The sequence below is a fragment of the Methanotorris igneus Kol 5 genome (assembly GCF_000214415.1).
Classification (GTDB): domain Archaea; phylum AGJL01; class Methanococci; order Methanococcales; family Methanococcaceae; genus Methanotorris; species Methanotorris igneus.
Window position 1 is genome coordinate 222,013 of record NC_015562.1, and the last position, 23,125, is coordinate 245,137.

23 protein-coding genes are annotated in these 23,125 nt (G+C 29.1%); 22 read left to right on the top strand and 1 reads right to left on the bottom strand.

Features of this window, described 5'->3' with window-relative positions:
• Positions 1-52 precede the first annotated feature (52 nt).
• From METIG_RS01065 to METIG_RS01150, 18 genes are all read left to right on the top strand, one after another.
• Positions 53-409, top strand: a complete 357-nt coding sequence (locus METIG_RS01065) for a cation:proton antiporter subunit C (protein WP_013798382.1) — start codon at positions 53-55, stop codon at positions 407-409.
• Positions 410-421: 12 nt separating this feature from the next.
• Positions 422-1,867, top strand: a complete 1,446-nt coding sequence (gene ehbF / locus METIG_RS01070) for an energy conserving hydrogenase EhbF (RefSeq protein ID WP_013798383.1) — start codon at positions 422-424, stop codon at positions 1,865-1,867.
• A gap of 10 nt (positions 1,868-1,877) precedes the next feature.
• On the top strand, positions 1,878-2,225 hold the full coding sequence (locus METIG_RS01075; RefSeq protein ID WP_013798384.1) for a DUF7132 family protein: 348 nt from the start codon (positions 1,878-1,880) through the stop codon (positions 2,223-2,225).
• Positions 2,226-2,272: 47 nt separating this feature from the next.
• Complete coding sequence (locus tag METIG_RS01080) at positions 2,273-2,581, top strand: hypothetical protein (protein ID WP_013798385.1); 309 nt, start codon at positions 2,273-2,275, stop codon at positions 2,579-2,581.
• Positions 2,582-2,610: 29 nt separating this feature from the next.
• On the top strand, positions 2,611-3,936 hold the full coding sequence (locus tag METIG_RS01085; RefSeq protein WP_013798386.1) for a tetratricopeptide repeat protein: 1,326 nt from the start codon (positions 2,611-2,613) through the stop codon (positions 3,934-3,936).
• A gap of 5 nt (positions 3,937-3,941) precedes the next feature.
• Positions 3,942-4,715, top strand: coding sequence for a Na(+)/H(+) antiporter subunit B (locus tag METIG_RS01090; RefSeq protein ID WP_048055475.1), 774 nt, complete (start codon positions 3,942-3,944; stop codon positions 4,713-4,715).
• A 557-nt stretch (positions 4,716-5,272) separates the two neighbouring features.
• Positions 5,273-5,515 carry a hypothetical protein gene (locus tag METIG_RS01095; protein ID WP_013798388.1) on the top strand — a complete coding sequence of 81 codons (243 nt, stop codon included), beginning with the start codon at positions 5,273-5,275 and terminating at the stop codon, positions 5,513-5,515.
• Positions 5,516-5,531: 16 nt separating this feature from the next.
• Positions 5,532-6,980 carry a 4Fe-4S binding protein gene (locus METIG_RS01100; protein ID WP_013798389.1) on the top strand — a complete coding sequence of 483 codons (1,449 nt, stop codon included), beginning with the start codon at positions 5,532-5,534 and terminating at the stop codon, positions 6,978-6,980.
• A gap of 43 nt (positions 6,981-7,023) precedes the next feature.
• On the top strand, positions 7,024-7,521 hold the full coding sequence (locus METIG_RS01105; protein WP_157209529.1) for a 4Fe-4S binding protein: 498 nt from the start codon (positions 7,024-7,026) through the stop codon (positions 7,519-7,521).
• A gap of 7 nt (positions 7,522-7,528) precedes the next feature.
• Positions 7,529-8,479: a hypothetical protein gene (locus tag METIG_RS01110; RefSeq protein WP_013798391.1), complete on the top strand. Its 951-nt coding sequence runs from the start codon at positions 7,529-7,531 to the stop codon at positions 8,477-8,479.
• A 10-nt stretch (positions 8,480-8,489) separates the two neighbouring features.
• Positions 8,490-8,990, top strand: coding sequence for a hypothetical protein (locus METIG_RS01115; RefSeq protein ID WP_013798392.1), 501 nt, complete (start codon positions 8,490-8,492; stop codon positions 8,988-8,990).
• Between the two features lie 17 nt (positions 8,991-9,007).
• Entirely contained in the window at positions 9,008-11,710 is a 2,703-nt protein-coding gene (locus METIG_RS01120; RefSeq protein ID WP_013798393.1) for a nucleotide sugar dehydrogenase, read from the top strand.
• On the top strand, positions 11,707-12,687 hold the full coding sequence (locus METIG_RS01125; protein WP_013798394.1) for an NAD-dependent epimerase/dehydratase family protein: 981 nt from the start codon (positions 11,707-11,709) through the stop codon (positions 12,685-12,687). Before METIG_RS01120 ends, METIG_RS01125 begins: the two co-directional genes overlap by 4 nt.
• A gap of 25 nt (positions 12,688-12,712) precedes the next feature.
• Positions 12,713-13,792, top strand: coding sequence for an ATP-binding protein (locus METIG_RS01130; RefSeq protein WP_013798395.1), 1,080 nt, complete (start codon positions 12,713-12,715; stop codon positions 13,790-13,792).
• 20 nt (positions 13,793-13,812) lie between these two features.
• Positions 13,813-14,862: an ATP-binding protein gene (locus METIG_RS01135; protein ID WP_013798396.1), complete on the top strand. Its 1,050-nt coding sequence runs from the start codon at positions 13,813-13,815 to the stop codon at positions 14,860-14,862.
• A 20-nt stretch (positions 14,863-14,882) separates the two neighbouring features.
• Positions 14,883-15,929: an ATP-binding protein gene (locus METIG_RS01140; protein ID WP_013798397.1), complete on the top strand. Its 1,047-nt coding sequence runs from the start codon at positions 14,883-14,885 to the stop codon at positions 15,927-15,929.
• A gap of 20 nt (positions 15,930-15,949) precedes the next feature.
• Positions 15,950-17,029 carry an ATP-binding protein gene (locus METIG_RS01145; RefSeq protein WP_013798398.1) on the top strand — a complete coding sequence of 360 codons (1,080 nt, stop codon included), beginning with the start codon at positions 15,950-15,952 and terminating at the stop codon, positions 17,027-17,029.
• Between the two features lie 20 nt (positions 17,030-17,049).
• Entirely contained in the window at positions 17,050-18,102 is a 1,053-nt protein-coding gene (locus METIG_RS01150; protein ID WP_013798399.1) for an ATP-binding protein, read from the top strand.
• Between the two features lie 21 nt (positions 18,103-18,123).
• Here METIG_RS01150 and METIG_RS09155 read toward each other — a convergent pair whose 3' ends face one another.
• Positions 18,124-18,288: a hypothetical protein gene (locus tag METIG_RS09155; RefSeq protein WP_245527617.1), complete on the bottom strand. Its 165-nt coding sequence runs from the start codon at positions 18,286-18,288 to the stop codon at positions 18,124-18,126.
• Positions 18,289-18,465: 177 nt separating this feature from the next.
• On the opposite strand from METIG_RS09155, the gene asnB reads away from it, so the two are divergent.
• The 4 genes from asnB to METIG_RS01165 all read left to right on the top strand — a co-directional run bounded on the left by asnB (position 18,466) and on the right by METIG_RS01165 (position 23,006).
• Positions 18,466-20,340 carry an asparagine synthase (glutamine-hydrolyzing) gene (gene asnB / locus METIG_RS01155; protein WP_013798401.1) on the top strand — a complete coding sequence of 625 codons (1,875 nt, stop codon included), beginning with the start codon at positions 18,466-18,468 and terminating at the stop codon, positions 20,338-20,340.
• Positions 20,328-20,459 (top strand): hypothetical protein, encoded by a 132-nt coding sequence (locus METIG_RS09680; protein WP_013798402.1) that lies wholly within the window; start codon positions 20,328-20,330, stop codon positions 20,457-20,459. Before asnB ends, METIG_RS09680 begins: the two co-directional genes overlap by 13 nt.
• Before the next feature lie 236 nt (positions 20,460-20,695).
• Positions 20,696-21,865, top strand: coding sequence for a glycosyltransferase family 9 protein (locus METIG_RS01160; RefSeq protein WP_013798403.1), 1,170 nt, complete (start codon positions 20,696-20,698; stop codon positions 21,863-21,865).
• Between the two features lie 13 nt (positions 21,866-21,878).
• The gene (locus tag METIG_RS01165) at positions 21,879-23,006 is read left to right on the top strand and encodes a glycosyltransferase (protein WP_048055476.1); all 1,128 of its coding nucleotides are present in this window, start codon (positions 21,879-21,881) and stop codon (positions 23,004-23,006) included.
• Positions 23,007-23,125 lie beyond the last annotated feature (119 nt).

A 23,125-nucleotide genomic window follows, 5' to 3' on the forward strand; every position in this document is an offset into this window, starting at 1 on the left:
TGGATAATTTGTCATTAATTATAATGATAAATTTTTGTTGCTTGGTGGGATTATGGAACTTCAAGTGGCATCATTTATTACCGCAGGGTTGTTAATTGTTATTGGATTATATGGTGTTTTTTTTGTTGATAATGTTATTAAAAAGATTATTGCTTTATCTGCAATGGGTAATGGAGTTAATTTGGTTTTAATAGCGATGGGTTATAACGGAGGAGTAGTTCCAATAAAACTTCCAAACATGCCTTTTGAGGTTTTTGCATCAAAGAGCGCCTATCCACTACCACAAGCACTGGTCTTAACAAATATCGTCATTGAAGCATCAATGTTAGCTATCATGTTGGCTCTTTCAATGGTCTTATATAAAAAATACAAAACACTCAAAGCATCGGTAATTTTAAAGGAAGATTAAAAGGTGGAAATGATGAACTTTTTACCATTAATCGTGGTGTTTCCACTAATGATGGCAATAATATTGAATTATTTACATGGAAAGGAGAAAATTGTTAGATTTTTGACTTTTTTGGTGGCGTTGGCTTTAATTGTCCTACCGTTCATTGGAGAGTATGGATTTTACTATTTTAGTGGGCATGGTGTTGAGAATGGTTTAATATCGGGTATTGCATATCTATTCAACCAAACAAAGCAGGTTGTAATCTTTACTTTAATGCTTATTGGTTCATTGGTTTTAATAACGGGAATGGGAGAAAAACATGCAAATGGGATGTTCACTGCTTTAACGTTGATGGGATTGGCAAGTGTTTCTGCTGTTGTTTTGTCGGATGATTTGTTTAATTTGTATGTATTTTATGAAATAGCAGCAGTTGCTCAAACAGGATTGGTTATTGCATCTGGAACAGAGAAGGCATACAAAGCGGCGTTTAGATACATGCTTATGGGATGTGTTGCAGGAAGTTTGTTGCTATTGGGAATTGCTTTCTTATTATCTGCAACAGGAACTTTAAACATAACTGACATGAAAAACTACCTAATAAACGCAAACCCTATGGTCTATGGTGGATTATTAATGCTTATAATTGGGTTAACTTATGGTTCTGGTCTTCCTCCGTTCCATACAGTTAAAGCTGATTTATATGCAAGGGCAAAGCCATTTATTGCTGCTATGTTGCAAACATATTCAAAATTCGTCCTCGTTGCAATGATGCTTGTAATTTTGAAGTTATTCTATGGAATGCCCTACTTCAACACCGCACATGGGGCTTTGATAGCATTATCAATCTTTGGAATGGTGTTTGGGGTAGTGATGGCATTGATGCAGAGTGATTATAGAAAACTTTTGGCATACCACGCCATTAGCCAAGGAGGTTATGTTGCTGCTGGATTGGCATTGGGAACACCATTGGGAATTGTTGCTGGGATTTTCCATGCGATAAATCACGTTATTTATAAGAGTGCATTATTTTTGGGGGCATATATTGTCCACAAAAAGAAAGGAAGCAATTTGGCAAAGTTAGGAGGATTACTACCAATAATACCATCAGTTGCATTTATGGTGTTGTGTGCAAAACTTGCAATAAGTGGAGTTCCTCCGTTTAATGGATTTCAAAGCAAATGGATGTTAGCAGAGGCAGCAATGGAAGTAAATATGCCAGAATTAGCAGTAATTATGATTATTGTTAGTATTGGGACTTTTGTTTCCATGATGAAGGCATTCTATCTAATATATCTAAAACCGTGCAGTGAAGAGCAAATAAACGAGTATAAAAGCAAAGAAGTGCCAAAGCTTGCAATATTTTCCTTAGCGGTCTTGACATTTCTATGCATTTTGTTGGGAATTTATCCAGATATTGTGGTTGAAAAGCTTTATCCTTACGCCTATGAAATTGGAAGGACTTGGGCATTGAAATGAGGTGGTCTTAGTGAAAACAATAGAAACCAAAGATATCAAACTTAAAAAGGTAATAACAAAAACTGACGCTGAACTCTATGTGATTGAACTTTCAAAGAATCATTTCTTTATTGAACAAAATCCTTTAAAAAAGTCAAAATATGGAGAGGCATATAGAAAATTAAAAGAAAAGTATCCTGAATTTTATATGTTTTGGGAAATAAAAAACAATAGATACACTGGAAAACTCTTAGCAGGATTGATTGTTAAAAAGAAGGATATTGATGGATTTATCACCGATATAATAAAAAGTGATGACTACAAGAAGTTTGAAGATATAATGGATGAAATTGAAGAATATGAGCAAGAAGAAGATTAAGTTTTGTATTTGTCATTTTTTACAAATTTTGCAATTTGGGTGAAAGAATGGACTACGACAAATTCCAAAAAGAAATGGAAAAAAATTCCCACGGTGATGGAATCTCTATTGGAGCTGGATGGACAGGAGAGTTTACACTCTATGGATTTTTTGTTTTCAGTGCATTTTTGTTAGGTAGAGTATTTGGTAAGGTTCCATTAGTTTTGTTAGGGATTATGGTTGTGGGAATTTTGCTATCATTTTCTCCAGCAATATTCACATTTGAGAAAGAAAATTCCAATGCAATAAATTATCAGTTATTCTGGCTTTCAGTATTCTGCGGAGTTTTGGCGTTGGTAATTTATAGTTGTATGTGAAGAATTTTTGCCGTATACGGGGTGAGATTATGAACAGTTTAAATAAAGACGAAAAAATTAATGAATTTATTAATTATATTGGAGAGGGTGCATTCTTTTATATAAAATTGCTAATGGCGATAGGCAAATGCATAGAGGATAACCTATCTGATGAAGATGATGATTTAGTAGATAAGTTATTATTTGACGAAAATAAAGATGAAGATTTTGATGATGATTTAGTATATGAAATGGCAGAAGAAACTTACAAACAATGGTATAAAGCGTGGGACTTGTTTAAAGAATTGAAAATAAAGGATTCCAATCTTTTGGAATTTTATGATAAGTATAATGTGGATCTTGAACGGTGGATGGATGATTTTGTTTTGGTATTAAAAGTTTTAACAAGAAAAGATAAAAAATATGTCGAAAAGGCTAAAGAAATTATAAATTATCTAATTGAGCACTCCAGTGATGAGGAATCTAAGTTAATCTACTTATATGAACTTGGTCATTTATATAGCTTAATTGGTGAGTATAAAAAAGCAGAAGATATCTATAGAGAAGTTATTGATAAACTGCCTGATTATCCTATAACATACATAGAATATGCTCAATTATTGATAGAAACAGGCAGGTTTGGGGACGCTGAAAAAATTATGGAAAGGTATTATGAAAACTGTGAAATGGTTTGTGATGCGTTATATGAGAGTGTTATTGGGGCAATATATCTCAACTTAAAAGAAAGGGGGATAAACCAAATTTCAGAAAAATTGAGGAGTTATTATAATTTAAGGGATAAAATTACAGATGTTACCGATAGATTATATGATGAGGTGGGTGCTGAAAGATTCAAAAAATCTATTAAAATCTTAGAATTTCCATTTGAAAATAATACTTTTTTTGCTGATGAGGAGGAGGAACTTGCAATTTTAGCTGATTTTATGATTTTTGGGAGTATTGATGGAGTTAGGACTATTGATAATGTTGATGAAAGTAAATATGATAATGAAATCTTAGATGCATTGAAGAAATCAAAATATTCGTTATTTAAAGTGGTATCTACAAATCCAAAAGAGCATATAGTTGAAATTGAAGATGTTTTTGAAAATAAAAGGTATACTGTTATGGATGTCATGATGAGCAAAACAGTTGATGTTGGATATTTATTCACTTCAAGATATGTTCCATTTGAGAATTATGGCATTATACTGGTGTGTGGATACGCATTTAGTCCAAAATCTGAAACTATTCTCCTTAAAAAATTTAAAAAACTCATGAAAAAATTAAATTATGGGGATGAAGAAACAAAAAAATTTATTGCATTGCATAAACTCGGAAAAAGATATGGTGATTTGATGACTGCATTGTGGTGATGATGATGAGTTTAAAGAGAGAAATGGCAGTATCTTTATCATTCATCTTCTTTGGGGCATCGATAATTTATTCATTGTATCACATGGAAGTTGTTAGCGGGGTTAATGATATTTACACCCACACATACATCATCCCAAACTTGGTAACTGCAGTGTTATTTGATTGGAGGGCATTCGATACACTTGGAGAGGCATTAATATTAGTTACCTCAGTTCTCGTTACTGGAATGGTATTTGGGAAGGGGTTGTATAACTACAAGTTTTTAAAGGATGTTTACCATGCCCCAGAAAGTGATGATTATTTAACTTTAAGTAAATGGGAAGAATTCACCCCAATAATTAAAACTTTAGCATTACCTATGAGCATATTTTTAATGGCACTTGGAATTATCATTATATTGGGTGGACATATAACACCAGGAGGAGGTTTCCAAGGAGGAGCTTTGATAGCAGCGGCATATATATTAAGTATTGTCTCATTTGGTTCAAAAAGCCCATTGTGGTTTAAACATAAGTTCCTTGAAAAACTTGAAACCTTTGGGGCTTTGATGTTTATGATATTTGGTTTGATAGGGATGGTTGTTAGTGGATACTACCTATTTAATTTCAACGAGTTGTTTGGATTTGCAGTATTTCCATCACCAATTGAGTTAAAGAATGCTGGGATAATCCCCTATCTAAACATAAGTGTTGGTTTAAAGGTTCTTGCTGGTTTGTCAACATTAACTTTCCTTTTAACATGTGAAAAAGTGATTATTGAGAAAATTATGGATAAATAAGAAAAAACATAAAAAAATAGTGTTAGAATGGATGCTAACTTTATAGTCTCGGACATTAATAAGTGGAAATTATAGTTGTGTGCGTTAGAGATATTTGGCAAAATCCAAAGGATTTTGCCGTATAATTTGAAAAGAAACCTTTAAAAAAGGTTTCATCCAAATTGGATGCACTACCTCGCTTCGCTCGGTAGTGCCTCTTAGATATGTTATAGCTATGTGTTATAATTTGAAATATTAATTTGGAAATATGCTGTTGGTGAATTTTTAATGATTGTAAGCCATTTCAAATTTTAAGGAAGAATTATTACTATTTGAAATTCATTAATGTATAAATATAAACGGCAAAACCCATAAGTTTTGCCGTATATTAATTCCGCACACAACTATATATTGTTTGGAAAATTATAGTATCTTTATATTCAAAACCAAAATTTTTCGGCAAAACAAAGTTTTGCTGTATTTACGTTAGGTTTGATTTCATCAGGGAAATAGGATATCTCGTTTCACTCGATATCCTTTTATTGATTATATAGAGAACAATTTCTGTGGGTGTTAAAATGGATATTGGTTTATATTTTGCACCAATCGTTGGATTTTTAATTGGAATGGTTCTTGGAACTAAGTTTAGAGAAAAAATAAAGGTAATTTCATTTTATTTAATTGTTGGAGCAATAATAGCGTATTTTTTAAAGCCACTTCCCTATTATAACTTCCCAGTGCCATTGTCCTTAACTTACTTTTTGTCAGTTCTTGGAATAATTGTAGGAAATCTCTTATTCGGAGGAAAGTGGGTAGAATAAAATTTTGGTGATATGGATGATAATAACCATCTTAGAAAAATGCAGACCCGAGGAAAAATGTGAAACATGCCCATTTAAAACAAAATCAAAGTGTATGGAAGTTTGCCCCACAGATGCTATAATGCTATTAGACAATAAAGCATTTTCATGCATAACTTGTGGAACTTGTGCAAGAGAATGCCCCAACAATGCCATAAGGAAGAATGAGTTTGGTGGCTACTACGTTGATAGAAAGAGATGCACTGGTTGTGGGATTTGTGCAAATGTCTGTCCAATTGGCATTATAAAAATGGTGGAAAAAGAGGGGAAAAGGTTTCCAATGGGCATTTGTATAATGTGCGATTTGTGTGTTGAAGCATGTCCATACAACGCAAGGGTTTCTGGAGTTGAGTGTATTGATTTAAAAAGAACTGCTTATGCTGAGAAGTATGCAACAAAAATTTTCAATATTATAAAAATGATAAAAAAAGAAGAAATTGAAGAAATTGAGGAGGAAAGCAAAAAAACAAAAAATAACAAAATTAGAGTTTCAATCAAAATTGATAAAGAAAAATGCGTTGGTTGTGGAAAATGCTCCTACCTCTGCCCAAGAGAGACCATAATCCCAAACAAAGACGTTGATGCATGCACATCTTGCAATATCTGCGGGGATGTTTGTCCAAACGATGCCATAGAAAATGGAACAATTAAAGAGGATGGAAATTGTGTTTTATGCCTTAGGTGTGTAAACTCCTGCCCAAAGAATGCTTTAAAAGTTGAGAATTTCAAAGTTGTTAAAATAAAGGAAGATAAAAGGATAATTAATGGCAAAACCAAAGGTTTTGCCGTATATTCGCTCAGGCATTGTATAAATTGTGGTCTCTGCGTTGATAACTGTCCATCAGGGGCATTGAAGAAAGAGGATGACAAGATTTTGTATGATGCTTCAATCTGCTGGAAGTGCAATAAATGTGTTGATGTTTGCCCACAGAAGGTTAGGGTCAATAAAGGGGATTATATTTCAGGAGGATGCTCTCTTTGTGGAATTTGTGTAGAAATGTGTCCAAAAAATGCAATAAGTATTGAGAAAATTGGGTGGAAAAATATTAGAGATGAGAATTGCATAACCTGCGGAACATGTGCAAATGTCTGCCCAAACGATGCCGTAACAATCAAAATAAATAGTAAAGAAATCATCTTCAACAACAACTGCGTGATGTGTGAAACTTGCTCCATTCACTGCCCAAGAGATGTGATACCAAACACTACAGGATACAAAAAGGTAGTTGACAGAGAGAATTCATTCATTAGGACGGATTTCGCGTTCTGCACAAGATGTGGTTTATGCACAAAGATCTGTCCAAATGACGCTATTAAAGATGGGGAGATTGATATTGAGAAATGTGAATTCTGCTCCGCCTGTGTGAACATTTGTCCAACTCATGCAATTTATATTTATAGAACCTGGAAAAATAAGGAAATCTAAATTAATTATTTCATTTATTTAAAATTGCTTCTTGGGGGTATTTATGGAGGAAAAAATGCTAAAAAATTTAGCAAAAATTTTCATCACCGGAATATACGAGAATCTTGAAAGGATTTTGTTTGGTAAGGATAGATACACATCAATAGAGATGAGAAATAAGATATTGGAAGGCATTGAATTGCCAAGAATGGTTTTTGAGGAGTTATGCATTGGCTGTGGAGGTTGTGCAAACGCATGCCCAACAAATGCCATAGAGATGGTCCCAATTGAACCTGTTAAGATAACTGAATACTACACAAAAGATAAAATCCCAAAAATAGATGCTGAAAAATGCGTCTATTGTTTATATTGCCATGATTTTTGTCCAGTATTTGCAGTGTTTAATGAAATCTCCCCGATACATCCAAGACATGTAGGTGATGAGTGCATTAAAGTTGATTTATCTCAAGTTCTTAAAAAGCCAGTTGAGATTCGTGAAGAGCAAATTAAAAAAATTGCAAAGATACTCTCTATAAATTTAAGACATATCCTTACAAAATAGGGAAATTATGACACTCTTGGATATTTGCAATGAGATTATTGAGGGAGAGGATGGGAAAGTTAAGGACTTTGCTCATACTATAAAATTAACTTATTTGAGTGAATTTGAAAGATTTGAAAAAGAAGATATGAAAGTAAAACTAAGAAAGCTAAATATAGCTGAAGAAGATGGATTGCTGTTTTATGGAAAGGATTATCTCATATTTAAATCCATCTATTACTTTAATGAAGTTCCAGTTTTTAGAAAAGAGGAAGATGCAATTATATTTTTGAATAAAATAGGTATAGAGCCAAATAGAACATTGAAATCATTAAGTTTTGAGGAAAAGAGAAAATTGGGAAATGAATTTTTAAACAAAGCGTTAATATGTGTTCCTAAAGAATATTCAAAATACCTCCCCTACATAATTTTTGGGAAAGAATATTATTTTAAGGGTATTGAGTTGAAGGAATACGTTTCTTCTTTAAATGGACTTTATAAGATTGGAAAACGGAAGAAAGTTAGAGATTTAATTGTTAATATGGAAATTCCTGATGAAGATGACGTTAAAAAATATAAAAAGAAAATTGCAAAAAGGATAAACAAGTTTAAAAAGAAATTGAATGATGAATATGAAATAAATTATTTTAATTTGAAATTTAAAGGTAAAAAATTTAAATGCCAATACATTTATATAAAACCATCCCTTTGGGATCATGTAAAAAGTTTCTTTGGGGAAGGTATTGAATTGAAGTATTATCCTACTTTGATTAATGTTGCCTATTCATCGGAGAAAATTGATTTTTTAAAACCATTGTTTATTTTTGTTGATAAAAAAGATGTAGCTGTTTATGCAAAGGTTCCTAAGTTGGTTTATTTGAAAAATAACCTATCTTTAAATCATTTAAATTTGGAGGGGAAATATATTTTCTATGGAAATTGGAGTGATGAAGAGTTTTATAAATTTCTAAAAATTTAAAGGGCATAATATGAGAATAAGCAAAATTAAAATATTTATATTTGTATTAATTTTTGTGAAATTGATTGAAGTTGATGCTTATTATTTTGACTACATTAAGGTAAATGAAAAGCAAAATGTTTCTGTGGAATTTGAATGTGATAAAATTGGCAATTACACTTACAAACTTCATTTTATCCATTATGGGAATATAAAAGAGAATATGCAAATAAATATTTATTTAAATGGAAATTTGGTTTATAAGATTGGTGATTCTAATGATGCCTCTCCTGCACACGAGAAAAATGTCACTGTTGATATAACAGACTATTTAAAAGATGGAGAAAATGTTTTAAGGGTCGAAGGGATTAGTATTAAGGGGAATGAAACTTATCATCCTTATTACGTTTTAGATGAGGTTTATATAAATGAGCCGATAAAAAGTCCTATAAGTTTTAGAAGTGTTGTTTTAACTTTAATCTTAACAACATTTATTATCTTGAAGATGGAAATACTTAATAAAAACAAATAAAAAAGTTTGGTGATGTCATGAAAATTTCAGTTGTAGGGACTGGTTATGTTGGTTTAATTCAAAGTGTTGGATTGGCAGAGTTTGGTTTTGAAGTTGTGGGGATAGATATTGATGAAACAAAGGTAAAGCAGTTAAATAAAGGAAAATCTCCATTGTATGAAGAAGGTTTAGAAGAGCTTTTAAAAAAGCATGTAAATAAAAATTTAACTTTTACTACATCTTATGAACCAATAAAAGATTCAGACGTTGTTTTTTTATGTGTTGGGACTCCACAGGATAATGAAGGAAATGCAGATTTAAGATTTCTGTTTTCTGCTGTTGAAAAAATGAAAGATTATTTGGATGAAAAATATAGGGTTATCGTTATAAAGTCTACTGTTCCTGTAGGAACTAATAGAAAGGTTAAAGAATTTTTGAAGGGTTATAATGTTGATGTTGTGTCAAACCCTGAGTTTTTGAGGGAGGGAATTGCAGTTTATGACTTCTTCAATCCAGAGAGAATAGTTTTAGGGTTTGAAGATCTAAGTAATAAAAAACCAATTGAAATTATGGAAACTGTCTATAAGTATTTTAAAGAGAAAAATGTTCCTTTTATAATAACCAATTGGGAAACATCAGAATTGATAAAGTATGCTTCAAATGCTTTCTTAGCAACAAAAATATCTTTTATAAATGAGTTGGCAAAGTTATCTGATAAAGTAGGGGCAGATATAAAAACAATAAGCTATGCTATGGGTTTGGATAAGAGGATAGGAGATAAATTTTTAAATGCGGGAATAGGCTATGGTGGAAGCTGTTTCCATCCTGATGAAATACTATTTGTGGATTTTGGAGATGGATTGGAGTGTATGACATTTAAAGAACTATTTGATAAGCTAAGTAAAGATAATAAAAGATGTGTAAAAGTATTATCTGTCAATAAAAATTTAAAATTGGATTTAGTAAATCTAAAATTAATAACAAAGAGAGATTACTCTGATGATTTAATTGTTTTAAAAACATCAATGGGAAGAGAAATAAAAATAACAAAAGACCATCCCGTTGTTGTATTGAGTGGGGATAAAATACAAGTTAAATTAGCGGAAAATATTAAGGAGGGGGATGAAGTAATACTACCTACTGGAGAATTTGGGAATAATGATGTAATTACAATAGATGTTTTAGAGGAAATAAAAAATACTCCATTAATTGAAAAAACATTTTTAAATAATAAAAATATGGTGTTAAATGAATTTGAGAATATAAGAACTTATCTATCAAATAAATACATTCACGATGTAAAGAAAAGTGGAACCGTAAAAGCAAAGGATATGCTACCGATAAGAAGCATATTAAATAAATATAATTATAATTCAAATAGATTATTTACTGTTAGAAGCAAATCTACAACAATTCCATCTAAGATTAAAATAGATGGCGATTTTGCCAGGTTAATAGGGTATTATTTAGCAGAAGGTTGGATTTCAGAGGATGGTAAAAAAAATGGTGCTATTAGAAAAAGGATTGGTTTTTCATTCGGAGCTCATGAGAAAGAACATATCAACGATGTTAAAAATATATTGAATAAATTGGGTATAAAATATATTGAAAAAATTAGAAATGGTTCTCACTCTATAATAATATCTTCAAAATTATTGGCATATATCTTCGAAGAAGTATTAAAATGTGGAAATAATTGTTATAACAAGCAAATACCGCCACAAATATTTAATTCACCATCAGATATTAAATGGGAATTTTTAAAAGGTATTTTAAGAGGAGATGGTTGCATTGTTAAATTAAATAATAACAAAAATTTAGTTATTGAATATGGAACGGTTAGTAAAAAATTGGCAAATTCTTTGTTATTGCTATTGCAATCACTTGGTATAGTTGCATCATTAAAAAGATGCTACAATAACAAAAGCACAACATTAACATACATTATAAGAATAAATGGATTAAACCAGGTTAAAAAAATCGGAGAATTATTTGGGGACAAATGGAGTAATTACAAGAAAATTACAGATAGATACAAGAGAAATATAAAACCTATTGGTTATAAAAAATTTGATAATTATGTTTCATTAAAGGTTAAATCCGTTGAAAGAGAGTATTACGATGGAGAGGTATATAGTGTAGAAACAGATAATAATTTGTTAATATCATCTTATGGATTACTAATTCACAACTGCTTCCCTAAGGATGTTAAAGCTTTAATAAAACAGTTTGAAAACAACAATATAGAGCCAATATTAATAAAAGCTACTGATAAGGTTAATGAGGAGCAAATAAAATGGTTCTTTGAGAAGATTAAAGGTTATTATGGAAATTTAAATGGAAAGACCTTTGCAGTTTTAGGATTGGCATTTAAACCAAATACTGATGATTTGAGGGAGAGTAGGGCAATAAAACTAATAGATATGCTTTTAGATAGTGGAGCAATTGTAAAAGGGTTTGACTATGTGGAGAAGGCAAGAGAAAATACCATCAATATGTATAAGTTAAACAAATCCAAAGTATTTTATGGATATAACCTATATGTGTTGGACGATTTATATGAGGCAGTTAAAGATGTTGATGGAATAATAATAGCAACAGAATATGACTATAATAAAGAAGACTGGAAAAAAATAGGGAATTTGGTTAAGGAAAAAGTTATATTTGATGGAAGGAACGTTTTAGATGTTAAAAAGGTTAAAAAATTGGGCTTTAAATACTATGGGGTTGGTAGGAGATGAAGTATAAAAATATATTAGTTACTGGAAGTGCAGGCTTTATAGGATTTCATTTAAGTAAATACTTATTAGAAAATTATGATGATGTAAATGTTATAGGAATAGACAACTTAAACAACTACTATAATCCAATGTTAAAAGAGAAAAGAAATGAAATTTTAAAGAATTATGAAAATTATCACTTTATAAAATTAGATTTTTCAGATTGGGATAGTTTAGTTGAAAATTTAAAAGATAGAGAAATTGATTTAATTGTTCATTTGGGAGCCCAGGCTGGTGTTAGATATTCTTTGGAAAATCCTTGGACTTATATAAAGAGTAATGATATGGGAACTTTAAACATCTTTGAGCTTGCAAGGAAGTTAGATATTGAGAAAGTTGTTTATGCTTCATCTTCCTCTGTTTATGGAGGGAATAAAAAAATTCCTTTTTCTGAAGACGATAGAGTTGATAATCCAATCTCGTTATATGCTGCAACAAAAAGAAGTAATGAGTTAATGGCCTATACGTATCATCATTTATACGGCATTAAGATGATTGGTTTGAGGTTCTTTACTGTTTATGGTGAATATGGAAGGCCAGATATGGCATTTTGGAAATTTACAAAAAATATTCTCTTAGGAAAGCCTATTGAAGTTTATAATTATGGAAAGATGGAGAGAGATTTCACCTATATATCTGATATAGTTGATGGAATAATAAAAAGTATAGATAAAAATTTTGACTATGAAATATTCAACTTAGGAAATGATAATCCTACAAATTTAGAATATGCTATTTCTTTAATAGAGAAATACTTAGGGAAGAAAGCTATCAAAGATTATAAACCTATTCAGCCAGGAGATGTTGAGAGAACTTGGGCTGATTTAACAAAAAGTAGAAAGCTCTTAGGATATGATCCAAAGGTTAGGATAGAGGAAGGTTTAAAAAGATTTTGTGAGTGGTTTTTGAAAAATAAAGATTGGACCTTAAAAATTTAGATTTAAAAAATTTTTGGTGATTTTTATGGACCTCTTTAATAGAGAAAAAGAAATAAATGAAATAATGTCCATCATAGAAAGTGAGCCAAATTTTATTTATTTTCTTTACGGCCCTATAAATAGTGGAAAAACAGCTTTAATAAACGAAATAATTAATAATAGATTAGATAAAGATAAATATGTAGTGTTTTATTTTGATTTGAGAGAGATTTTTATCTCTAAATATGATGATTTTATTGAAGTTTTGTTTGAGGAATATAATGAAAATAAAAAGCCAGTTGAAATAATAAAAGGTCTAATTAAAGATACTCCATTGTTATTTGGTGTTCCAGTTCCAAAGAATACTTTGGAAGAGTTATTAAATAAAAAAACCACCAAAAATGTTTTTAGATATATAACTAACATACTATTAGAAATTAAAAAATCTGGAAAGATACCGATAATTATTTTAGATGAACTTCAAAAGATTGGAGATCTAAAGATTAACGGCTTTCTTATCTATGAGTTATTTAACTATTTTATCAGCTTAACAAAGCATAAACACCTATGCCATGTATTTTGTTTATCTTCTGATAGCTTGTTTATAGAGAAGGTTTATAGCGAAGCAATACTAAATGGAAGAGCTAAATATCTTTTGGTCGATGATTTTGATAAAGAGACGGCAATAAAGTTTATGGATTTTTTATCTAAAAGAATTTTAAATAAAAAGCTTTCTAATGAAGAGAAAGAGCTAATTTATAGCTATGTAGGAGGGAAGTCAATTGATATAATTTATATAATTCAAGAGCTCAAAAATAAAAACTTAGAGGAAATTTTGGATTATTTACTTAAAGATGCTATTCAAAAGTTGGATATGTTCTTAGAAATTTTAAATTACTCTAAACCAAAAATAGAGATTGGAAATGAAATTATAGAGTTGAAAAAAGAAGACATAATTAATGCATTAAGATTATTTAAAGAGAAATATATGATAAATAAAAAGGAAATTCCAACGCCTGTTTATATGTATTTGGTTAAGAAGAATATCTTATTTTTAAACCCTGTTGAAGGAACTTTAAGACCACAGAGTTTTTTAATCTGGAATGGGATAAAGAGATTGATTTAAAAAATTAAAAAAGTGAAACTATGAACCTCTTTAATAGAGAAAAAGAAATGAAAGAGATTCTGTCAATTATTGAATTTGAGCCGAATTTTATTTATTTTATTTATGGCCCTATAAATAGTGGAAAAACGGCTTTAATTAATGAGATAATTAATAATAGATTGGATAAAGATAAGTATGTAGTGTTTTACATAAATCTAAGAAGATATTTTATCTCAAAGTATGGTGATTTTGTTGAAGTTTTGTTTAAAGAATATGAGGAGAATAAAAAACCTATAGAGTTAGTTAAAGGCCTAATTAAAGATACTCCTATGTTATTTGGAATTCCAATTCCTAAAAATACTTTGGAAACTTTGTTATCTAAAAAAGAAGAGAAGAATATATTTGATTACATAACTAACATTTTATTAGAAATTAAAGAAGATGGAAAACAGCCAATAATTATTTTAGACGAGCTTCAAAAGATTGGAGATCTAAAGATTAACGGCTTCCTAATTTATGAACTATTTAATTACTTTATAAGCCTAACCAAAGAACTGCACTTATGCCACGTATTCTGCCTAAGTTCAGATAGCTTATTCATTGAGAAAGTTTATAGCGAAGCAATATTAAATGGAAGAGCTAAGTACCTCTTAGTCGATGACTTTGATAAAGAGACGGCAATAAAGTTTATGGATTTTTTATCTGAAAGGGTTTTGGATAAAAAGCTTTCTAATGAAGAAAAAGAGCTAATCTACTCCTATGCTGGAGGAAAGCCAGTTGATATAATTTATGTGATTCAAAAGCTTAAGGATAAAAATCTAAAAGAGGTTTTAAACTACCTCTTAAATGATGTGAAGCAAAAACTAAAATACTTCTTAGAGGACGTTAAGGAGGAAGATGAAAAGCTTTATAAAGAAGTCTTAGAAGCTTTAAAAATATTTAAAGAAAGCTATGAGGTTGAAGATATAACAATAGATAAAAAAGTTAGAGAGTTTTTAGTTAAGGGAAATATTTTATTTTTAGATCCTATTGAAGGGATTTTAAGGCCGCAGAGTTTTTTAGTTTGGAATGCCATAAAAATATTGATTTAAAAAATTAAAAGAGTGAAACTATGAAATTCTTTAACAGAGATAAGGAGATTAAGAAGATTTTATCAATAATTGAGAGCGAGCCGAATTTTATTTACTTTTTATACGGTCCTATAAACTCTGGTAAGACAACTTTAATTAATGAAATTATTAACAGGCTTGATAAGGATAGATATGTTGTATTTTATATAAACCTAAGGAGATACTTTGTTTCTAAGTATAGAGATTTTATTGAGGTTTTGTTTGAGGAGTATGAGGAAGATAAAAACCCAATTGAGTTAATTAAAAGTTTAATAAAAGATTCAAGCATTATTTATGGAATTCCAGTTCCAAAGAATACCTTAGAAGTCTTAACATCAAAAAAGGACTCTAAGAATATATTTAGATATATAACTGACATTTTAATGAAAATAAAAGAAAGCGGTAAGCAACCAATAATTGTAATAGATGAGTTACAGAAGATAGGAGATTTAGAGATAAACGGCTATTTGATTTATGAGCTTTTTAATTATTTTATAAGTTTAACTAAAGAGATGCATCTTAGCCATGTTTTCTGTCTATCTTCTGATAGTTTGTTTATTGAAAGAGTTTATAGCGAGGCGATGCTTGAGGATAGGGCGGATTATATCTTAGTAGATGACTTCGATAAAGAGACGGCTTTAAAGTTTATGGATTTCTTAGCTGGAGAGGTTTTAAATAGGGCTCTCTCAGAGGAAAAAAAAGAATTAATTTATAACTATGTAGGAGGAAAGCCGGTTCTAATAATAAAAGTGATAAATAAAATGAGAGCTGAGGAATTAGATGAAATTTTAAATTTTATGTTGAATGATACTAAGCAAAGGTTAAAATATTCATTAGAAGACATAAGGGAAGAAAATGAAGAGCTATATAAGGAAATAATAAAAGCTTTGAGTTTATTTAAAGAAAGCTATGAGGTTGAAGATATAACAATAGATAAAAAAGTTAGAGAGTTTTTAGTTAAAAGGAACATTTTATTCTTAGATACAATAAAAGGGGTTATAAAACCACAGAGTTTTTTAATCTGGAATGCCATAAAAATATTGATTTAAAAAATTAAAAGAGTGAAACTATGGAATTCTTTAACCGAGAGAAGGAGATTAAAATAACCCTCTCAATTATTGAAGATGAGCCAGATGATACATATTTTATCTATGGCCCCATAAATAGTGGAAAAACAACTTTAATTAATGAAATAATTAACAATAAGTTGAATAAAGATAAATACGTAGTGTTTTACATAAATCTTAGGAGATATTTTATTTCCAAGTATGATGATTTTATTGCTTTACTTTTTAAAGAATATTCAGAAGATAAAAAACCATTAGAGTTAATAAAAGGCTTAATAAAAGATTCTCCTCTAATATTTGGAATTCCAATTCCTAAAAATACCTTAGAGATTTTACTATCAAAGAATGAAGAGGTTAATGTCTTTGATTATATAACAAATTTTTTATTAGATATTAAAAAAGAAGGAAAACAACCGATAATTATTTTAGATGAACTTCAGAAGATAGGGGATTTAAAAATAAACGGTTTCTTAATTTATGAGCTATTTAATTACTTTATAAGCTTAACCAAAGAGATGCACCTTAGCCATGTGTTTTGTTTATCTTCTGATTCTTTATTTATTGAGAGAGTTTATAACGAGGCTGTGCTAAATGGAAGGGCTAAGTATCTTTTAGTTGATGACTTTGATAAAGAGACAGCAATGAAGTTTATGGATTTTTTATCTGAAAGAATTTTAAATAAAAAGCTTTCCAATGAAGAGAAAGAATTAATTTATAGCTATGTAGGAGGAAAGCCAAAGGATATAATTTATGTTATTAAAAGGTTAAGAGTTGAGAATTTAAAAGAAATCTTGGATTATCTATTAAATGATGCTAAACAGAAGTTAGATATGCTTTTAGAGGTTTTAGATTATTCTACACCAAAGGTCGTAGTTGGAGATAAAGAAGTTGAGGTTAAAAAAGAGGACATAATTAATGCATTAAGATTATTCAAAGAGAAATATATGATAAATAAAAAGGAAATTCCAACGCCTGTTTATATGTATTTAGTTAAGAAGAATATCTTATTTTTAAATCCTGTTGAAGGAACTTTAAGACCACAGAGTTTTTTAATCTGGAATGGGATAAAGAGATTGATTTAAAAAATTAAAAAAGTGAAACTATGAAGTTCTTTAACAGAGATAAGGAGATTAAGAAGATTTTATCTATATTGGGGGATGAACCAGATGATATTTATTTTCTTTACGGCCCTATAAATAGTGGTAAAACTGCTTTAATTAATGAAATAATTAACAATAGGCTTGATAAAGATAAATATGTGGTATTCTATATAAACCTCAGGAGATACTTTATTTCTAAGTACGATGATTTTATTGAAGTTTTATTCGAAGAATATGAGGAAGATAAAAAGCCAGCTGAATTAATAAAAGGCCTAATTAAAGATTCTCCTTTAATATTCGGAATTCCAATTCCTAAAAATACATTAGAGACTTTATTCTCTGATAAAAGCGAGAAAAATGTGTTTAAGTATATAACAAATCTTTTATTAAGTATAAAGAAAGAAGATAAGCAGCCGATAATTATAATGGATGAACTTCAGAAGATAGGAGATTTAAAAATAAACGGCTTCTTAATTTATGAGCTATTTAATTACTTTATAAGCTTAACCAAAGAACTGCATTTATGTCATATATTTTGCTTAAGTTCAGACAGCCTGTTTATAGAGAAAGTTTATAACGAGGCTATGCTAAATGGAAGGGCCAAATATCTTTTAGTCGATGACTTTGATAAAGAAACCGCCTTAAAATTTATGGATTTTTTATCTGAAAGAATTTTAAATAAAAAGCTTTCCAATGAAGAGAAAGAATTAATTTATAGCTATGTAGGAGGAAAGCCAAAGGATATAATTTATGTTATAAAAAGCTTAAAAACTGATAAACTAAAAGAAATTTTAAACTATCTCTTAAATGATGCCAAACAAAAATTAAAATACTTCTTAGAAGATGTTAAAGAGGAAAATGAAGAACTTTATAAAAAAGTAGTTGATGCTTTAAAAATATTTAAGGAAAGCTATGAGGTTGAAGATATAACAATAGGGAAAAAAATTAGAGAGTTTTTAGTTAAGAGAAATATTTTATTTTTAGATCCTATTGAAGGGATTTTAAGGCCGCAGAGTTTTTTGATTTGGAATGGGATAAAAGAGTTAAAAAGGTGAATATATGAAAAAATTTATGTGTTATTGGTTTGGGGTCTGTCCAATGTGGGTATTGGTGAGTAAGTACCCATATTGGACTTGGGCGTCATCAGCCACACGAGAGTGTCTCTGCCCCTGTCGTGGACATAAAAACCTAACGGTTTTTAAGTTCTCGTCGCTTCGCTCCGAGATGACCCCAAGCTCCACCCATCTATTTTTTTTATCTTTATAAAGTCCTATATAAATATATCTAAAACTCATAAACACACATACCCTCACAAATACTTACAAAAAACTAAACAGTTTTGAACGGCATATGTTGGTTTACAATTTACCATAAAAATGGATAAATAGTAAAAGGATTTATCTATTGGGGGCTCTAAAATGTGTGGAATTAATGGTATTGTTAGATTTGATAATGAGATTTTAGAAGAAGAAATTAAAAGGATGAACAAAGCTATTAAACATAGAGGACCTGATGATGAAGGAGTTTATGTAAATAATTTTATTGGTTTAGGGCATGTTAGATTGGCTATTCTTGACTTGTCAGAGAAAGGGCATCAGCCAATGGGATTAACTAAAAATGGTAAAATTATTTATAGAGATGAGGAGCTTGATAAAGCCAAATATATTATTGTCTATAATGGGGAGGTGTATAATTATAAAGAGTTGATAGAGAAGTTTAATTTAAAGACAGAGACAGGGACTGATACTGAAGTTATATTAAAGCTTTATCAAAAACTTGGTTTCGACTGTGTTAAAGAATTCAATGGCATGTGGGCATTTGTTATTTATGATAGAGAAAAAAATATTATTTTTGCTTCAAGGGATAGGTTAGGGGTTAAGCCCTTTTATTACTATTGGGATGGGGAGGAGTTTATATTCAGCTCTGAATTAAAAGGAATTTTAGCTGTTAAAGAATTGAATAGAAAAGAGAATATAAATAAAGAGGCAGTTCAACTTTACTTTGCTCTTGGTTTTATTCCTTCTCCCTGGACTATATATAATAAAACTTTTAAGTTAGAGGCTGCTCACAACTTAGTTTTAGATTTGGGTAAAAAAGAAATAAAAAAGTGGAGATATTGGGAGCTTCCTAAGTATAATCCAATTTATGATAAAAAGAAGTTAATAGAAGAGGGTAAAAAGCTTTTAGAGGATGCTGTAAAAATAAGATTAAGATCAGATGTTCCTGTAGGGGCTTTTTTAAGTGGTGGATTAGATAGCTCTACAGTTGTTGCTGTTATGAGCAAATTTACTGATTTGAAAAAGTTGCATACTTTTTCTATTGGCTTTGAAGGAAAGTATGATGAAACCCCTTACATAAAAATAGTTGTTGATTATTTAAGAACCCAACATCACCACTATTATTTTAAAGAGAAAGATTTTGAGGTGCTAATTGATAAGTATGTCTGGATTTATGATGAGCCATTTGGAGATTACTCTGGCTTTCCTACTTATAAAGTTTCTGAGATGGCTAAGAAATATGTAACTGTTGTTTTAAGCGGTGATGGCGGGGATGAGGTTTTTGGAGGATATAAATTTCATATTATTAGTAGAAGAATAGAATACCTAAAAAAGATTCCATTATTTATTAGATTAATGTTTCTGAAAATATTAAATAATATTTCTTTAAAAAAAAATTTCACGTTGTATTTAATTAAAGAGGCTATTAAACTATCTTTGGTTAGTAATGAAAAATTTTATTCGGAATTGTTTGATGGAGACTTTATTATTTCTAATGAGGGCAAAATTTGGATAGAAAAAAATTTAAAGTACTGTTTAGAAAATACAGACAATAACCTTTCAGAATCCATTAGAATTTTTGATTTACTATTTAGGACGTTATCTGATAATTTCTTAGTTAAAGTTGATAGGGCATCAATGGCCAACTCTTTAGAGGTTAGAAGTCCTTTTTTAGATTATCGATTTGCTGAATTTAGCCAGAAAATACCAACAGAATGGAAAGTAGATTTTTTTAAAACTAAGAAATTAATGAGAGAAATTATAAAAGATATTTTGCCAGATGAGATAGTTAATAGAGGAAAAGGAGGTTTTGAACCTCCATTAGCTGATTGGATTTTGAAAGAAGAGTATTTAAATGAGGTTTATAAAAATGTTGTAATACTGAAAGATATTGACGAAAGTCTTTATAATTTTTTCAAAGAAAAAGTTTTTAAAAATAAAGAAAATTTATTGTATAGGATTTATTTAATAAGATTATTTATATTTATAAAATGGTGGAAAAGATGGATAAAGTAAGCTTTGACAAATTAGTTGATATAATTTTTAGGGAGTTAATACCTAAATTAGTCTATAATAGAGGAGTATCAAAGTTTGCTGAAGAAAGATCAAAATTTGAAGGATGGCTAAAAGCATAATAATATAATAGAAATTGGAGAAGACATTTATATAAAATATTAAAGGAATTAGGTAATGATAATCTTAAATATAAAGAGTTTAGATTTAAATCAGGAGTACCTGGCGTAATTTACATAGGCAAGGTTTATTGGCTTAAAAATATTTAAATTTTATAAAAATAAAGTGTTTAATGAAACAATAAACTTTATAATGTTTATAAAATTAGATTATTTTTGTTTGTGAAGTGGTGGGATAAATGGATAACGAACTAAAAAAACTTAAAAATTATTTTAAGTACTTTGTTGTTAAAAGTGTGGAGATTCCATTTTATATAAAATATTCTCTTAATACAAAAAAAGAGATAGATTATCAAAAATCTTTTAAAAAAATAGCATTAATTTGTACAAAACCAATGGGATTAGGGGATTTAATAATGGATACTCCTTTTATCAAGGAATTAAGAAAAAATTTCCCAGATTCTGAAATACATTTAATAACTGATAAAGATATCTTTGACAAAGTTAGGGAAATAGATAAAATAATAATAGTTAAAGGGAATACTTTAAAGTTAATTAAAGAATTTTATAAGTTAAAAAAAGAAAAATATGATTTAGGGATAGTAATGAATAGAGGTATAAACCAAACATTCTATTTAGAAGTTTTAAATCCCAAATATAAACTTGGTTACTTAGCCGGTTGGAAAATTTTATCAAATTTTAAATTAAAAAAAGAAGGTTTGAGATTTACTAAAAATGAGCATTATTGGGATATGGCATTAAAAATATTACATAGTCTGGGTATTGAAATAAATAAAGAAGAGTTAGTTGAAGTAGATTTTAATAAGGATGTAAAGCAAAATGTTGAAGAAATATATAAAAAACTAAAAATAGATGAAAATAAAAAAACTATTATAATTAACCCATTTGTTCGTTGGAGAACAAGGATGTGGGATGCAGATAACTATATAAAATTAATTAAAGAAATCCACAAAGATTTTAATATTATTCTATATGGGGGTAAAGACTCTCTAAAAACTGTTAACTATATAGTTAATAAGTTAAAAAATGAAGGTATATATATAGAAAACGTTGCAGGTAAATTAGGCCTTAAAGAAGCCATTTATTTTTTAAAATTTGCAGATTTATTTATTACTTCTGACAGTGGGCCTATGCATTTTGCATTTTTAATGAAAGTTCCTACTTTAGCATTATTTGGTCCAGTTAATCCATTACATAGATTACCAAAAAATTTTAAAAAATATGGTATTTATGATTACCTTTGGTATAATGATTTTAAACCATTAAAAAAATTTTATAATTATGAGTATGAATATATGGATAAAGAGTTAGAGGGGTTAAAAGCTATTCCCGTAGAAGCTGTAAAAAGTAAAATATACAAATTCTTTGAAAATGGAAGATTTTATTAATAAAGGTGTAAAAATGAAAAAAATATTAGTATTATATCAAGATTGGGATAATTGGTTTTTAAATTCCTATGAAAAATTTGAACATTGGTTTAAAGAAAAAGATGGAGCATATAGTAAAGATAACGAATACTACATTTTATCACTAAGCACATGTAATAAAATATTAAAACCTGAAAACAATATAACAGTAGAATTATTTAAATCCTCCCCAACAAAACAACTATTTGATTTAATCAAATTTAAGAAAAGATTAAAAGAAGTTATTAATGAATTTAAACCAGATTATATTTATGTACCATTTTTATACCTTGCTTCAACAATCCCAAAAGATAGAAATTTTAAGGTTATATCTTTTTTAAGAGACATAACTCCCGAAATGATTAAAGGAAAAGGAGGTATAAGGAAAATATTAGGTAATATTTTTTATATTTTAGACTATTTGGCTCTTAAAAAAACTGATATTTTGTTGTATAATGCATTCCATTTGAAGGAATATGCCTTAAAGATGAGATATAAGGGAAAATTAATATTCTGTCCAAGGGATATTACTGACAAAGAATATTTTAATGAAATTAGTGAAAAAGAAATAATAGAAATAGTTAGAAAATACAATCTTAAAAATAAAAGGATAATATTAACTGTTGCAAGATTAACACCGGAGAAAAACATAGAAATGGGTATCAAAGCTTTGAGGTTTCTGCCTAAAGATTATGTATATATAATTGTTGGAGAAGGAAGAGATGAAAAAAGACTTGTAAATTTGGCTAAGAAATTAGGTGTTTATGATAGAGTTGTGTTCATTGGTTATGTAAAACATAAAGAAATTTGGAAATACTATAAAGTTGCTGATGTTTTGTGGTTACTAAGTAAGTCTAACTTTGAAGGAATTCCTAATGTTATAATGGAATCTTGGTATTCAAAAACTCCAGTAATTGTATCTAATATAAAAGTATTTAAATATTTAATTAAAAATTATAAGACAGGAATTGTACTAAAATCTTGGGATGAAAAAGAATTAGCAGAGAAAACAGAAGAGTTACTGAAGAACAATAAACTTTATAAAGATATATGTGAAAATGGTTGGAAATATGTAAATGAGTTAATTAGACACCATATTGATGTCAGAGAATTGTTTAGGTGAGTGTATGGGAAGGAATTTAATTATTAAAAAATATATAAAAAATAAGGTAGTGTTAGATTTGGGATTTTTAGGCGAAAATAAGGATAAGGAATTTTCACAACTGCAGAATTTATACTAAA